This is a genomic window from Bacillus sp. X1(2014), from assembly GCF_007678255.1.
Genome location: NZ_VEED01000011.1, coordinates 58,262 through 72,603, shown reverse-complemented (window position 1 = coordinate 72,603; position 14,342 = coordinate 58,262). Strand labels below are relative to the sequence as shown.

At 43.4% G+C, this 14,342-nt stretch carries 14 protein-coding genes; 9 read left to right on the top strand and 5 right to left on the bottom strand.

Annotated features, from left to right (window positions below):
* The first annotated feature begins 20 nt into the window (after positions 1 to 20).
* The 3 genes from FS608_RS19300 to cydS are packed head-to-tail and all read left to right on the top strand — an operon-like array spanning position 21 to position 2,506.
* Positions 21 to 1,364 (top strand): cytochrome ubiquinol oxidase subunit I, encoded by a 1,344-nt coding sequence (locus tag FS608_RS19300; protein WP_144554059.1) that lies wholly within the window; start codon positions 21 to 23, stop codon positions 1,362 to 1,364.
* On the top strand, positions 1,364 to 2,392 hold the full coding sequence (locus tag FS608_RS19295) for a cytochrome d ubiquinol oxidase subunit II (RefSeq protein ID WP_144554057.1): 1,029 nt from the start codon (positions 1,364 to 1,366) through the stop codon (positions 2,390 to 2,392). Before FS608_RS19300 ends, FS608_RS19295 begins: the two co-directional genes overlap by 1 nt.
* Before the next feature lie 12 nt (positions 2,393 to 2,404).
* Positions 2,405 to 2,506 carry a cytochrome bd oxidase small subunit CydS family protein gene (gene cydS, locus FS608_RS31795; RefSeq protein WP_395947793.1) on the top strand — a complete coding sequence of 34 codons (102 nt, stop codon included), beginning with the start codon at positions 2,405 to 2,407 and terminating at the stop codon, positions 2,504 to 2,506.
* A gap of 38 nt (positions 2,507 to 2,544) precedes the next feature.
* On the opposite strand, the gene FS608_RS19290 is transcribed toward cydS, so the two are convergent.
* The 3 genes from FS608_RS19290 to FS608_RS19280 all read right to left on the bottom strand — a co-directional run bounded on the left by FS608_RS19290 (position 2,545) and on the right by FS608_RS19280 (position 4,807).
* Positions 2,545 to 3,291 carry an amino acid ABC transporter ATP-binding protein gene (locus FS608_RS19290; RefSeq protein ID WP_144554054.1) on the bottom strand — a complete coding sequence of 249 codons (747 nt, stop codon included), beginning with the start codon at positions 3,289 to 3,291 and terminating at the stop codon, positions 2,545 to 2,547.
* A 15-nt stretch (positions 3,292 to 3,306) separates the two neighbouring features.
* Entirely contained in the window at positions 3,307 to 3,966 is a 660-nt protein-coding gene (locus tag FS608_RS19285; protein WP_144554052.1) for an amino acid ABC transporter permease, read from the bottom strand.
* Between the two features lie 64 nt (positions 3,967 to 4,030).
* Positions 4,031 to 4,807: an amino acid ABC transporter substrate-binding protein gene (locus FS608_RS19280; RefSeq protein WP_144554050.1), complete on the bottom strand. Its 777-nt coding sequence runs from the start codon at positions 4,805 to 4,807 to the stop codon at positions 4,031 to 4,033.
* Between the two features lie 387 nt (positions 4,808 to 5,194).
* On the opposite strand from FS608_RS19280, the gene FS608_RS19275 reads away from it, so the two are divergent.
* Positions 5,195 to 6,121 (top strand): cation diffusion facilitator family transporter, encoded by a 927-nt coding sequence (locus FS608_RS19275; protein WP_144554047.1) that lies wholly within the window; start codon positions 5,195 to 5,197, stop codon positions 6,119 to 6,121.
* Between the two features lie 33 nt (positions 6,122 to 6,154).
* On the opposite strand, the gene FS608_RS19270 is transcribed toward FS608_RS19275, so the two are convergent.
* Positions 6,155 to 6,346 carry a hypothetical protein gene (locus FS608_RS19270; protein WP_144554045.1) on the bottom strand — a complete coding sequence of 64 codons (192 nt, stop codon included), beginning with the start codon at positions 6,344 to 6,346 and terminating at the stop codon, positions 6,155 to 6,157.
* A gap of 209 nt (positions 6,347 to 6,555) precedes the next feature.
* Positions 6,556 to 6,741, bottom strand: coding sequence for a hypothetical protein (locus FS608_RS19265; protein WP_144554043.1), 186 nt, complete (start codon positions 6,739 to 6,741; stop codon positions 6,556 to 6,558).
* 265 nt (positions 6,742 to 7,006) lie between these two features.
* Here FS608_RS19265 and FS608_RS19260 point away from each other — a divergent pair, with 265 nt between their 5' ends.
* From FS608_RS19260 to uvrA, 5 genes are all read left to right on the top strand, one after another.
* A complete protein-coding gene (locus tag FS608_RS19260) occupies positions 7,007 to 7,291 on the top strand; it encodes a YhdT family protein (protein ID WP_144554041.1) in 285 nt (94 codons plus the stop codon).
* On the top strand, positions 7,288 to 8,739 hold the full coding sequence (gene panF, locus FS608_RS19255; protein ID WP_144554039.1) for a sodium/pantothenate symporter: 1,452 nt from the start codon (positions 7,288 to 7,290) through the stop codon (positions 8,737 to 8,739). Before FS608_RS19260 ends, panF begins: the two co-directional genes overlap by 4 nt.
* A 96-nt stretch (positions 8,740 to 8,835) precedes the next feature.
* Entirely contained in the window at positions 8,836 to 9,075 is a 240-nt protein-coding gene (locus tag FS608_RS19250) for a DUF2198 family protein (RefSeq protein ID WP_144554037.1), read from the top strand.
* Positions 9,076 to 9,282: 207 nt separating this feature from the next.
* Positions 9,283 to 11,262 carry an excinuclease ABC subunit UvrB gene (gene uvrB, locus FS608_RS19245; protein WP_144554035.1) on the top strand — a complete coding sequence of 660 codons (1,980 nt, stop codon included), beginning with the start codon at positions 9,283 to 9,285 and terminating at the stop codon, positions 11,260 to 11,262.
* 7 nt (positions 11,263 to 11,269) lie between these two features.
* Positions 11,270 to 14,143, top strand: coding sequence for an excinuclease ABC subunit UvrA (gene uvrA / locus FS608_RS19240; RefSeq protein ID WP_144554033.1), 2,874 nt, complete (start codon positions 11,270 to 11,272; stop codon positions 14,141 to 14,143).
* The last annotated feature ends 199 nt before the right edge of the window (positions 14,144 to 14,342 follow it).

Sequence of the window (14,342 nt, the reverse complement as noted above, 5' to 3'; positions counted from 1 at the left end):
ATAAGGAGGGTGGTAAGTGAATGGGAAATGAAGAGGCCGTATTTTTTAGCCGAGTGCTGACAGAATTAACCCTGTCCTTTCACATTATATACGCAACCATCGGCGTCGGGATTCCGCTGCTGATTATGATTGCTCAATGGGTCGGGATCAAGAAGCAGGATGAACACTATATTTTATTAGCGCGAAGATGGACAAGGGGATTTGTGATTACCGTAGCTGTTGGTGTTGTAACTGGGACTGCAATCGGGTTGCAGCTTTCACTCCTTTGGCCTAACTTTATGCAGCTAGCAGGTAATGTGATCGCCCTGCCGTTATTTATGGAGACCTTTGCTTTCTTTTTTGAAGCCATTTTTTTAGGTATATACATATACACATGGGATCGGTTTGAAAATCAGAAAAAACATTTGCTCCTGCTCATCCCGGTGGCATTAGGTGCCTCATTTTCAGCTGTATTTATTACGATTGTTAATGCGTTCATGAATGCGCCGCGGGGCTTTGATGTAGTGAATGGACAACTCGTAGATGTGAGTCCGATTCTGGCAATGTTTAACCCGGCTATGCCAACAAAAGTTGCCCATGTGGTTGTCACCGCATATATGACATCCGCCTTTGTCCTTGCTGCGATTGGTGCCTTCCGGTTACTGAGAGGTTCTAACTCTACGTACCATAAAAAGGCGTTATTTTTAACCATGAAACTTGGATTCGTCTTTTCAGTAGCCACCGCTCTCTTAGGAGATTTCTCCGGAAAGTATTTAGCCGAATACCAGCCGGAAAAACTAGCTGCGGCTGAGTGGCATTTTGAAACGGGAAAAGGTGTGCCGCTCATTCTTTATGGTGTTCTTGATGATGGGGAAGTAAAATATGCGCTGAAAATTCCCTTTGCACTCAGCATCTTGGCCCATGAAGTTCCAAGTGCAGAAGTAGTTGGGCTTGATGATTTTCCGAAGGATGAAGTGCCGCCGCTCTATATTCATTATTTATTTGATACGATGGTAACCATCGGTATGTGGATGACCCTGCTATCATTCTTGTATGTCATAGGTGTATGGCGTCAATGGCGATTTGTTTTATCCCGGTGGTTTCGCTGGCTGATTGTACTGGGTGGTCCTCTTTCTATCCTTGCGATTGAAGCAGGATGGTGGCTGGATGAGGTCGGCCGCCAGCCGTGGGTTTTACGGGGAATATTACGGACAGAAAATGCTGCAACTACAAGTAATCAAGTCGATCTGATGCTGGTGTTATTTGCTGGGCTTTATCTTGTTCTTGGAGTAGGCAGTGTGGTTGTCCTGTGGCGGATGTTCCGGAAGAATACGGTCGAACAGGAATTGGCCGACAGAGCATCCGAGAAAGCAGGTGATGCGTAATGACACTTGAAATCATCGGTATATCAGCTCTGGGTCTGTTTCTGTTTGGATATATTATCATTGCATCAATTGACTTTGGGGCAGGATTTTTTAACGCATTTAGTACCTTAACTGGAAAACAGCATATTTTGACGAAGATCATTCAACGCTATTTATCGCCTGTCTGGGAAGTTACCAATGTGTTTTTAGTGTTTTTCTTCGTCGGCATGGTTGGTTTTTTTCCAAAAACAGCCTATTACTTTGGGACCACGCTTCTTGTACCGGCAAGTATCGCGCTTATTCTACTGGCGATTCGAGGGGCATATTATGCATTTACCACATACGGAGGTCTTAAACATAAGCGGTACACCATTTTGTACGGGTTAACGGGATTATTCATTCCTGCGTCGTTGTCGAGTGTCTTGTCCATTTCGGAAGGCGGCTTCGTGAAAATTGAAAACTCGGCACCGGTCCTTGATTATTGGGCATTGTTTACGAGCCCATTATCATGGAGCATTGTGGTCCTTAGTCTGACAGCGGTGTTATATATATCCGCAGTATTTTTGACTTGGTATGCCCATCATGCTAAGGATGAGGCAGCAACGAACCTATTGCGGAAATATGCGCTTAGCTGGGCCGGACCAGCAATTATCACCGCTGCAGGAATTATTTTTGAAATGAGAACACATAATCCAGAACATTATCAGCGTTTACTCGATCTCTGGTGGTTGTTCGGGTTGTCGGTCGTATTCTTTGCGGGAACCGTGTATTTCATTTGGAAGCGTCGTTCCTATGGCCTTGCATTTTGGTTGCTAGTCGGGCAATTTGCCCTTGCCTTTCTAGCCTACGGCGCATCCCATTATCCGTATTTACTGTATCCGTATCTCACCCTGTATGACAGCTTTACCAATCAATCAATGGCGATTGCCTTGATTGTGGCCTTTATTGCAGGACTGGGATTACTTCTCCCGTCTTTGTACCTGTTGTTAAAATTATTTTTATTCAATAAAGATTATGTCCAAGGAAATCGGAATGATGAACATGCTTAAGGGGGGAATGTGATGGATGATTTTTTGCTGTTTTATGCCCCGTTTCTGGTCATGTTTGCATCGATTGGCGTGGCATTTTGGGTGGCACTAAAGGATGATTCAGTGGAAAAATAAGAAAACGGCTGAGAAATCAGCCGTTTTTTGTGCTCTAATCACTTTAAACTACGTTTTAAAAAGGCTTTCGTTCGTTCATTCTTAGGGTTCGTAAACAATTCGACTGGGGAACCGGATTCAACAATCTCCCCGTTGTCCATAAAAACAACTCTGTTTGCTACTTCCTTGGCAAAGCCCATCTCGTGGGTTACGACAATCATTGTCATATGTTCTTCCGCCAAATCCTTCATTACTTTCAGCACCTCACCCGTCAATTCTGGGTCTAAGGCAGAAGTCGGCTCATCAAAGAGTAGAATTTCTGGATTTAGCATGAGTGCCCGGGCGATGGCTACTCGTTGTTTCTGTCCGCCTGATAGTTTTGCAGGATAGGCAGCGGCACGGTCAGAAAGTCCAATTTTCTCAAGAAGCTCAGTGCTTCTCTTTTGAATAGCAGCTGCCGATTCCTTCTTCAGCATTTTGGGGGCAAGTTCCAAATTCTCTTTCACGGTAAGGTGCGGAAAGAGGTTGAAATGCTGAAAGACCATCCCCATTTTTGCATTAATTTCTTTTAATTCTTGTGGATTTGCGTAGAGGCCATCTTTGGCTAAATGCTTTCCGGAAACAACAATACTGCCGGCGTCAATTTTTTCAAGTTGGGCCAAACTGCGGAGCATCGTACTTTTTCCTGAACCAGATGGACCGATTACCGCAACAACATCATTTTTATAAACATCAAATGTAATATTTTTTAAGACATCTAAGTTGCCATATGATTTTTTTAGGTTAGATATTTCAATAACAGGCATCTTCACCGCTCCTTCTTATTCAAATTTGAACCGTTTTTCAAGCCCTTTAAAGACCATAGTTAACAGGAGCGTCATGATCAAATAAATAACCCCTGCCACAAAGAAAGGGACAATGGTGAAGTCACGATTGACCGCTGTTTGCGCAAAGTGCAGCAATTCCGGTACAGCAACGGCATAAAGAAGGGCGGTATCTTTCACTAATGTCACGGATTCGTTCGCAACAGATGGAAGGGCAATCCGGAACATTTGCGGCAGGATCACCCTCGTTAAGGTCTGCCATTTATTTAAACCGAGAACTTGTGAGGCTTCATATTGCCCCTTATCAATCGCAAGCAGCCCACCGCGGAAGATTTCAGCAAAATAAGCCGCATAGTTCAAGATGAAACCGATACAGGCAGCCACAAAGCGATCCAAAACCAAATATTCACCAACCACAGGAATCATCGGCAGCCCGAAACAGATAAATAACAACTGGAGTAGAAGCGGTGTTCCACGCATGACATAAATATAGCCCTCTGCAAGCAAGGTGAGTGGTTTAAAACGGCTGCCGACAGCTAGAGTTAAAACAAACCCGAGGGGAATGGACACAACAATGGCAATCAAAAACAAGAGGATGGTCATCTGTGCCCCTTCGAGCATAGGTTTTAGTATGGAAATTAGATAATCAACAGACATTTGATGTTCCTCCAAAAGCAAAACAGGGTTCCCTGTGGAAATCCTGTTCGCTATATATTCATTATTAGTTTAAGACCTTATTTTCGCCAAACCACTTTTCTGAAATTTGGGAGGCTGTGCCATCCTCATTCATCTCGTCGAGTGCTTTTTGCAGGTTTTTCAGTAAATCATCGTTTCCTTTTTTTACACCAATACCGTATTCTTCAGGGGCTAGTGATTCGTCAAGAATCTTGAAGGCTTCTTTTTCTTTTGACATGTAATAATCAATGACAACTTCATCAATAACTACCGCATCCAAGCGGCCGCTCTTTAGATCGGTTAAAGCCTGGACATTATCCGCAAACTCAGTTACTGTCTTTATTTTCGCTTTGATTGGTGAAGCATCTAAAGCATCAGATGCAGAAGATAGTGTTTGCAAGCCGACTACTTTACCCGCTAAATCATCTAATTTAGATAACTTTGAATCAGCCATGGTCACAACCACTTGGGCATTTTTTAAATATGGTTTTGTGAAAAGAACTTTCTTTTTACGTTCATCTGTAATAGTGTATCCGTTCCAAATAAGGTCAATTCTTCCACTGCTAAGTTCCGCTTCTTTTGTACTCCAATCGATTGGTTGGAACTTTACCTTTTTCCCCATTTTTTCTGCTGCTGCGTTGGCATAATCAATATCAAAACCAACAATCTTGTTATCTTCATCTCGGAACCCCATTGGAGCAAATTTATCATCGATCCCAATCACCAACGTGTCGTCTTTTGCCTCAGATGTCTTAGAAGAACAACCCGTAAGGATGGAGAATAATGCTGATATTACTAAAACAATTGTTGATATACGTTTCATATTCAAACTACCACCTTATCTATTATTAATTTACTTTAGTACGTTACCGTATTATTACTCTAACATATTATAACGCTATAATATTATGGAATACAATAGTTCGATTAATAGTGGGAAAATTAAAAATATTAATCAAATGAATGAACGCTTTCTTTTTGAATGAATAATGTGTAAAAAGATTGACAGTCAAACCACCATTTGAATATCATATAATCAAACGAACATTTGAATGAAGACGGCCTCTTAGGGCTGCGTTACCGGCCGTTTTAGAGGCAGGTATCGAAATATTAAGAATAGAAAACAATAGCCTTAATCGTAATATTTTCGGTTTAGAAAGAGATAAATAAATGAGCCACTCTAATCAGAGAGCTCACGGGGAGGATAAACATGGGTCATCACCATCATGGCCATTCGCATGGACATTCACACGGGCATTCGCATACGAGTAATAAAAAAGCATTATTGAGTTCCTTCCTATTAATTGCAGCCTTTATGATAGTCGAAGTAATTGGAGGTCTGTTAACAAACAGTTTGGCGCTTTTGTCAGATGCAGGACATATGCTGAGTGACGCGGCCGCACTTGGGTTAAGCTTTTTTGCCATCAAGCTCGGAGAGAAACAAGTATCACCAGAAAAAACGTATGGCTACAAACGATTTGAAATTATTGCTGCAGCCCTGAATGGCTTAACTCTTGTGGTTATTTCCATCTATATCTTTTTTGAGGCTTTTCAACGCTTCTTCAATCCTCCAGAGGTGCAAAGTACTGGAATGCTGATGATCTCTGTAACGGGGCTGCTCGTTAATATTATCGCTGCTTGGATATTAATGAAGGGTGACAAGGACGAAAACTTGAATGTCAGAAGTGCTTTCTTGCATGTTCTCGGAGATATGCTGGGATCGGTGGGCGCGATTGTTGCCGCATTATTGATCATGTTTTTCGGGTGGGGAATAGCAGATCCAATCGCGAGTGTCATTGTTGCTGCCTTGATTCTCCTAAGCGGGTACAGGGTTATGAAGGACTCATTTCATATCTTAATGGAGGGTGCGCCATCACAGATTGATATCAGCCTTGTGAAAGAGGAACTTAAAAGGATCCCATTGGTGAAGGAGGTCCATGATTTGCACATTTGGACAATTACCTCTGGGTATCCCGTCTTGAGCTGCCATATTACCATATTAGATAACGGTGTTCATGATGAAATCCTCTCGCAATCCCAAAAGATCCTGCACGACCAATTTCACATCGAACACAGCACCATCCAAGTAGAAAAAGAAGCAAACGGCTGCCCTAGCCCGCATGGAACTTGTAACTAAGAATCCCTGATACCAATCAATAGTGTTGCTCTATCATGTTTTGTCCTTCGGTGCCCTTCCGAAGGACATTTTCCTTGCTTCCTGACCGAGTTCTGTCCATCGGCCCCCTTCCGAAGAACATTTTACTTGCTTCCTGACCGAGTTCTGTCCATCGGCCCCCTTCCGAAGGACATTTTCCGTGCTTCCCGACTGAGTTCTGTCCATCGGCCCCCTTCCGAAAGACATTTTACCTGCTTCCTGACCGAGTTCTGTCCATCGGCCCCCTTCCGAAGGACATTTTCCTTGCTTCCTGACCGAGTTCTGTCCATCGGTGCCCTTCCGAAGGACATTTTACTTGCTTCCCGACAGAGTTCTGTCCATCGGTGCCCTTTCGAAGGACATTTTACTTGCTTCCCGACTAAGTTTTGTCCATCGGCCCCCTTCCGAAAGACATTTTACTTGCTTCCCGACAAAGTTCTGTCCATCGGCCCCCTTCCGAAGAACATTTTCCTTGCTTCCTGACCGAGTTTTGTCCATCGGCCCCCTTCCGAAAGACATTTTCCTTGCTTCCCGACAAAGTTCTGTCCATCGGCCCCCTTCCGAAGGACATTTTCCTTGTTTCCTGACCGAGTTCTGTCCATCGGCCCCCTTCCGAAGGACATTTTCCTTGCTTCCTGACCGAGTTCTGTCCATCGGCCCCCTTCCGAAGGGTACTTACTTGTCCCTAGACTGTGTTTTGTCCATCATAGCTTTTGAGCCCTCCAGCCTGCGTCGTTAAACTATCGCTTGCGCCTTTCTTATTGCTCATTTTTTCTTTTTCGGATAGGATTAGGTTGGTTATTTTTTCTTTATTAGTTAAAAATAACATGAATATGACAGAGTTAGTTTTCAGCTAGGAGGAAGACAATGAAGAAAAGTGGTTATCCACAGGACAAGCGTTTCAAAATTGCTCACAGGGAAGCTGTGATTGGAATAATCCTTGTTTTAATTAATTTTATTTGGTGGTACGGCTTTGCTTATGGCCTCGGTTCAACCAAAGTAGAAAACTACACGTACATATTTGGTTTACCTGCATGGTTTTTTTATAGTTGTATCGTAGGTTTTATTGTAATGGTTATTCTCGTTATATTTTCGGTAAAGGTATTATTCAAGGATGTTCCCTTTGAAGAGGAAGAGGGGGAAATCAAATGAATTGGGCCGTCATTACTCCGCTTTTAATTTTCTTATTCATTATTTTTGCTGTTGGCATGTGGTCAAACAAATTTGTTATTAAATCTCATTCATTCTTAGAGGAGTACTTTCTAGGAGAACGTCAAATGGGCGGTTTCATCTTGGCGATGACGATGGTAGCAACTTATGGCAGCGCCAGCAGTTTCATCGGTGGTCCAGGTATCGCTTATACGCAAGGATTAGGCTGGGTCCTCCTGGCCATGGCCCAATTAGCCACTGGATATTTTACATTAATGGTCCTAGGCAAAAAGTTTGCGATTATTTCTCGTCAATACAAAGCAATCACTTTGATTGACTTTTTAAAAGAGCGGTACAAAAGTAAAGCAGTTGTGTTGATGTCAGCAGCTAGCATTATCATTTTTCTATTTTCATCGATGACCGCGCAATGGATTGGCGGAGCTCGTTTGGTAGAAAGTTTAACAGGCTTACCCTACACGACAGCTCTATTAATCTTTGCCTTTTCGGTTCTCATCTTTGTTATTGTCGGCGGCTTTCGAGCGGTTGCCATTACAGATACCATCCAAGGTGTCGTAATGTTTGGGGGAACGTTAATCCTTTTAATCGCTACGATTAAAGCCGGTGGAGGAATCCCAAGGATCATCTCAGATCTAGCCGCAGAAAATCCTAATTTAATCAGTCCCTTTGGAGCAGAGCGGAGTTTGACACCAACCTTCGTTTCCTCCTTTTGGATTTTGGTAGGGATTGGTGTCGTCGGCTTGCCGCAAATTGCCGTCCGAGCTATGTCATATAAAAATTCAAAGGCGATGCATAGTGCAATTATTATTGGAACCATTGTCGTCGGTTTTATCATGCTTGGAATGCATCTTATTGGCGTGTTCGCCAGACCCGTTCTGCCAGGTGTGAAAATTGGGGATACGGTTATGCCGATGTTATCGATGAAAGTACTGCCGCCCTATGCTGCAGGCATTGTTCTGGCTGCACCAATGGCTGCCATTATGTCGACTGTGGACGCTTTATTGATTCTCGTTAGCTCTGCTTTAGTAAAAGATGTCTATTTAAATTACATCAAGCCGGATGCAGGGAACGATCTTGTGAAAAAGGTTAGTTTTAGCGTAACTGCGATTATCGGAATTATTGTCATATTGTTCTCCTTAAGCCCGCCAGATTTGATTGTTTGGTTGAATCTGTTTTCTTTTGGAGGACTTGAGTCGGTCTTTATTTGGCCGGTGGTTTTAGGCTTATATTGGAGCAGGGGCAATAAATACGGAGCCATCACTTCGATGATTTTAGGGATGGGATCGTACATTTTATTGGATCAGCTATATCCCAATCCATTTGGTTTTCACACCGTTGTCTTCCCAATCCTACTCTCACTTTTTGGATTTGTAGTAACTAGTCTATTTACTCAGCCAAAAGAAGGCAAAATGCATGTTAGTATGCAAAAATAAGCTTTGGAATGGCAGTTCCATCTATCCTTTTTGTTGCAATTTTGTGAATAAATTTCTAGAATAAATAAATAGTATGAATTAAATGAGGTGTACTCATTGGAAACGGTTATTCGATATTTCTCAGCGCTTATTCTTCCAGGGCTGCTCGTCTTGCTTTTTACACGGGTCACCTACAACCGAGTGATTGGGCTCATCTTGACCGTGGCTCTAATTGCCACTTCGGTATATAAAGGTTATACCAACACATTTATGTTAATCGTAGTGGATGCATTCTCGTTAACTGCCGGTTTTTGGATGGCTGAAAAAATGAAGCAGAAGGCATTGAAGAAGACCTAAGAATTGAAACTATTAAAAGTCTGTCAGTAAAATGGCAGGCTTTTTTAATGAAATCGAATATTCGTTCGCATATTATTGGTTTGTTTTTAGGGGAATGTGGTAGAATGTTAATATGAATTTTAGAGGATACACTTTCCAGCACCATCCCGGTCCATTATTAAGGTACATATGCTGAAAAGTAATTGATTTTACGGGAGGGAATTTTTCGTGAAGGATCAATTTGAATTAGTGTCAAAATACTCGCCCCAAGGTGACCAGCCGGAGGCGATCAGTCAATTAGTTGACGGGATCAAGAATAATAAAAAAGAACAGACATTGCTTGGTGCCACAGGTACGGGTAAAACATTTACGATTTCAAATGTAATAAAAGAGGTAAATAAGCCAACGCTTATTATCGCTCATAACAAAACCCTTGCTGGACAGCTCTACAGTGAGTTTAAAGAATTTTTTCCAAATAATGCGGTTGAATATTTTGTCAGTTACTATGACTACTTTCAGCCAGAGGCTTACGTACCACAGACGGATACATTCATTGAAAAAGATGCAAGTATCAATGATGAAATAGATAAATTACGCCACTCAGCTACATCTTCTCTCTTTGAACGAAAAGATGTAATTGTGATTGCCTCGGTTTCCTGTATTTATGGTTTGGGTTCTCCTGAGGAATATCGAGAAATGGTGTTATCGCTCCGAACAGGAATGGAAGTTGAGCGTAATCAGCTGTTACGTCGGTTAGTGGATATCCAATATGACAGGAATGATATCGATTTCAAGCGGGGAACCTTTCGCGTCCGTGGCGATGTTGTCGAGATTTTTCCTGCTTCTCGTGACGAGCATTGCCTTCGTGTTGAGTTTTTTGGTGATGAGATCGATCGGATTCGCGAGGTTGATGCCCTCACAGGAGAGATTATGGGTGAACGGGAGCATGTCGCCATTTTCCCAGCCTCCCACTTCGTTACACGGGAAGAAAAGCTGAGAATAGCCATTGAAAATATTGAAAAAGAACTAGAAGTACGCCTCGAAGAACTGCGCGAGGACAATAAATTACTCGAAGCCCAACGGCTCGAACAAAGGACACGCTATGATCTGGAAATGATGCGGGAAATGGGCTTTTGCTCAGGGATTGAAAACTACTCTCGCCATTTAACCTTAAGAGAAGCGGGCTCCACTCCATATACCCTGCTGGATTATTTTCCAAAAGACTTTTTGATGGTAATTGACGAGTCACATGTAACTTTGCCGCAAGTCAGGGGAATGTTTAATGGCGATAAAGCACGGAAACAGGTCCTTGTCGATCACGGCTTTCGTCTGCCATCAGCGCTTGATAACCGGCCGTTAATGTTCGATGAGTTCGAAAAGCATATCCACAATATCATCTATGTTTCGGCCACACCTGGACCGTACGAGCTGGAACATACACCGGAAATGGTTTCACAAATTATCCGCCCGACAGGACTCTTAGACCCTACAATTGAGGTTCGTCCAATTGAAGGGCAGATTGATGACTTAATTGGTGAAATTCACGAACGGGTACGGAGAAATGAACGTGTCCTTGTAACCACCTTGACGAAAAAAATGTCCGAAGATCTAACGGATTACCTGAAGGAAATCGGCATTAAAGTTCAATACCTGCATTCTGAGGTTAAGACGCTTGAACGGATTGAAATTATTCGGGAACTGCGTCTTGGCAAATATGATGTTCTCATTGGGATTAACCTGCTTCGGGAAGGCCTGGACATTCCTGAGGTTTCTCTGATTGCGATTCTTGATGCAGACAAAGAAGGCTTCCTTCGTTCGGAACGTTCGTTAATCCAAACAATCGGCCGTGCCGCCCGAAATGCTCAGGGACATGTCATCATGTATGCAGACAAGATCACGAATTCCATGGAATTAGCGATCACTGAAACAAGGCGCCGCCGTTCCATCCAAGAAGAGTACAACCAAAAACACGGGATCGTCCCAAGGACGATTCAAAAAGATATCCGTGACGTCATCCGTGCTACACATGCTGCTGAGGAGCAGGAAGATTACAAACCAGCAGCATCTTTTAGCAAGATGAACAAGAAAGAAAGAGAAAAATTAATTGCCACAATGGAAAAAGAAATGAAAGTCGAAGCCAAAGCGCTTAATTTTGAACGTGCTGCGGAGCTTCGTGATTTAATTTTGGAATTGAAAGCGGAAGGATGACGTAACAATGGCAATGGAAAAACTGATTGTGAAAGGCGCTAGAGCCCACAATTTGAAAAATATCGATGTCACCATTCCGAGAGATAAGCTTGTTGTCTTAACGGGACTTTCCGGGTCTGGGAAGTCCTCACTCGCCTTTGATACGATTTATGCCGAGGGTCAAAGACGCTATGTCGAATCCCTTTCTGCCTACGCACGGCAATTTCTTGGCCAGATGGATAAACCGGATGTTGATGCAATTGAGGGTCTCTCCCCGGCAATCTCCATCGATCAAAAAACAACAAGCCGTAACCCCCGTTCGACGGTCGGTACGGTGACAGAAATCTATGATTATTTGCGGTTATTATTTGCAAGGGTGGGGCATCCAACATGCCCAATCCATGGGATTGAAATCTCCTCACAAACGATTGAGCAGATGGTCGACCGTATTTTAGAATATCCGGAACGGACCAAAATGCAAATTCTTGCTCCGGTGGTGTCAGGCCGGAAAGGATCGCATGTGAAGGTGCTCGAGGATATTAAGAAGCAAGGATTTGTCCGCGTTCGTGTCGATGGGGAAATGCTCGATCTTGGTGATGAGATTGAGTTAGAGAAAAATAAAAAGCATTCGATTGAAGTCATTATTGACAGGATTGTCGTCAAGGAAGGGGTCTCAGCGCGGATTGCTGATTCTCTCGAGACAGCACTAAAACTAGGCGAAGGAAAAGTCATCGTCGATGTGATCGGTCAGGAAGAATTGTTGTTTAGTGAAAATCATGCCTGCCCGCACTGTGGCTTTTCGATTGGAGAACTAGAACCACGGATGTTTTCTTTCAACAGTCCATTTGGTGCCTGCCCTGAATGTGACGGACTTGGTTCTAAGCTCGAAGTCGATGTGGAGCTTGTCATCCCCAATCGTGACTTGACACTGAAAGGGCATGCAATTGCGCCGTGGGAACCAACTAGTTCACAATACTATCCACAGCTGCTTGAGGCAGTATGTGATCATTTCGGAGTAGATATGAATATCCCTGTGAAGGATATCCCAGAACACCTTTTGGAAAAAGTCCTTTATGGCGGCGGTAGTGAAAAAATCTATTTCCGCTATGAAAATGATTTTGGTCAAGTTCGTGAGGGGAATATTGAATTTGAGGGTGTCATCCGCAATGTGGAGCGTCGCTACAAAGAGACGAGCTCCGATTATATCCGCGAGCAAATGGAAAAATATATGGGTCAAAAGCCATGTCCAACCTGTAAGGGCTATCGTCTGAAAAAAGAAACCTTGGCCGTCCTTATTAATGGCCGCCATATTGCCCAAATCACCGACCTTTCCATTGAAGAGGCCAATCAATTTTTCGCAGGATTAACGCTTTCTGAAAAAGAAATGCAAATTGCTAAGCTGATCTTCAATGAAATCAGTGAGCGGCTTGGCTTCTTAATTAATGTCGGTCTCGATTATTTAACACTGAGTCGGACTGCTGGTACACTGTCAGGTGGGGAGGCCCAGCGGATTCGCTTAGCCACACAAATCGGTTCTCGTTTAACCGGTGTCTTATATATCTTGGATGAACCTTCGATTGGATTGCATCAACGGGATAATGACCGCTTAATTGGAACGCTGCAAAACATGCGCGATATCGGCAACACCTTGATTGTGGTTGAACATGATGAGGACACGATGATTGCGGCCGATTACCTTATTGATATCGGTCCGGGTGCCGGGGTTCATGGCGGGGAAATCGTTTCTGCGGGAACACCAGCCGAAGTCATGGCAGATCCCAATTCATTGACGGGCCAATACTTGTCCGGGAAGAAGTTTATCCCGCTGCCCTTAGAACGCCGCAAGCCGGATGGCCGCTTTATTGAAATCAAAGGCGCGTCAGAAAATAATTTAAAAAATGTCAATGTGAAGCTGCCGTTAGGGATGTTTATTGCGATTACGGGTGTATCTGGTTCTGGGAAGAGTACCCTCATTAACGAGATCTTACATAAATCATTGGCGCAAAAGCTTCATCATGCAAAAACAAAGCCTGGTGAACATAAGAGTATTAAAGGCATCGATTATTTAGAGAAAGTCATCGACATCGATCAATCGCCAATTGGCAGAACACCACGCTCAAATCCAGCAACGTATACAGGTGTTTTTGACGATGTTCGTGATGTGTTTGCCAACACAAACGAAGCGAAGGTCCGCGGTTATAAAAAGGGACGCTTCAGTTTTAATGTGAAGGGCGGCCGCTGTGAGGCATGCCGCGGCGATGGAATCATCAAAATTGAAATGCACTTCTTGCCGGATGTCTATGTACCATGCGAAGTCTGCCATGGAAAACGATACAATCGTGAAACCCTCGAAGTAAAGTACAAAGGAAAAAACATTGCTGATATTCTTGATATGACCGTGGAAGCGTCGGTAGAATTTTTCGAAAACATTCCAAAAATCAGCCGCAAACTGCAAACCATTTTGGATGTCGGCCTTGGTTACATTAAACTAGGCCAGCCTGCAACAACTCTATCTGGAGGGGAAGCCCAGCGTGTCAAATTAGCTTCAGAACTACACCGTCGGTCGTCAGGCAAATCCTTCTATATTCTTGATGAACCGACAACGGGCCTTCATGTCGATGATATTTCCCGTTTGCTCGTTGTGTTGCAGCGCTTAGTTGAAAATGGTGACACGGTTCTTGTGATTGAGCATAATCTCGATGTCATTAAGGCTGCTGATTTCCTTGTCGACCTAGGACCTGAAGGCGGAGATAAAGGCGGAACAATCGTCGCAACTGGAACACCAGAAAAAGTCGCAGAAGTCCCTGAATCGTACACTGGTAAATACTTAAGGCCAATACTTGAGCGTGACCGCCTTCGAATGAAACAGCAAATTGAAGACAAGAGTGCCATAAAAGCATAAGTAGAGGAAAAGAGCCTTAGGCTCTTTTTTTATGGCCTTTTTCAGTTAAGGAAGCCTGTGATTTTTTCATTGGCGGAATTATTGTGCTAATCGGCGGAATCCGTTCCGAGTTTGGCGAAATAAATTGAAAGTTTGGCGGAATTCCACTTCAAGTTGGCGAAATTCCAGCTCGAATCGGCGGAATCTCCCCGAAACCCTG

Excerpts from the sequence above, each read along its gene's own strand:
- FS608_RS19300 (WP_144554059.1), top strand. The coding sequence starts at position 21 with ATGGGAAATGAAGAGGCCGTATTTTTTAGCCGAGTGCTGACAGAATTA.
- FS608_RS19295 (WP_144554057.1), top strand. The coding sequence starts at position 1,364 with ATGACACTTGAAATCATCGGTATATCAGCTCTGGGTCTGTTTCTGTTT.
- cydS (WP_395947793.1), top strand. The coding sequence starts at position 2,405 with ATGGATGATTTTTTGCTGTTTTATGCCCCGTTTCTGGTCATGTTTGCA.
- FS608_RS19290 (WP_144554054.1), bottom strand. The coding sequence starts at position 3,291 with ATGCCTGTTATTGAAATATCTAACCTAAAAAAATCATATGGCAACTTA.
- FS608_RS19285 (WP_144554052.1), bottom strand. The coding sequence starts at position 3,966 with ATGTCTGTTGATTATCTAATTTCCATACTAAAACCTATGCTCGAAGGG.
- FS608_RS19280 (WP_144554050.1), bottom strand. The coding sequence starts at position 4,807 with ATGAAACGTATATCAACAATTGTTTTAGTAATATCAGCATTATTCTCC.
- FS608_RS19275 (WP_144554047.1), top strand. The coding sequence starts at position 5,195 with ATGGGTCATCACCATCATGGCCATTCGCATGGACATTCACACGGGCAT.
- FS608_RS19270 (WP_144554045.1), bottom strand. The coding sequence starts at position 6,346 with ATGTCTTTCGGAAGGGGGCCGATGGACAGAACTCAGTCGGGAAGCACG.
- FS608_RS19265 (WP_144554043.1), bottom strand. The coding sequence starts at position 6,741 with ATGGACAGAACTCGGTCAGGAAACAAGGAAAATGTCCTTCGGAAGGGG.
- FS608_RS19260 (WP_144554041.1), top strand. The coding sequence starts at position 7,007 with ATGAAGAAAAGTGGTTATCCACAGGACAAGCGTTTCAAAATTGCTCAC.
- panF (WP_144554039.1), top strand. The coding sequence starts at position 7,288 with ATGAATTGGGCCGTCATTACTCCGCTTTTAATTTTCTTATTCATTATT.
- uvrA (WP_144554033.1), top strand. The coding sequence starts at position 11,270 with ATGGCAATGGAAAAACTGATTGTGAAAGGCGCTAGAGCCCACAATTTG.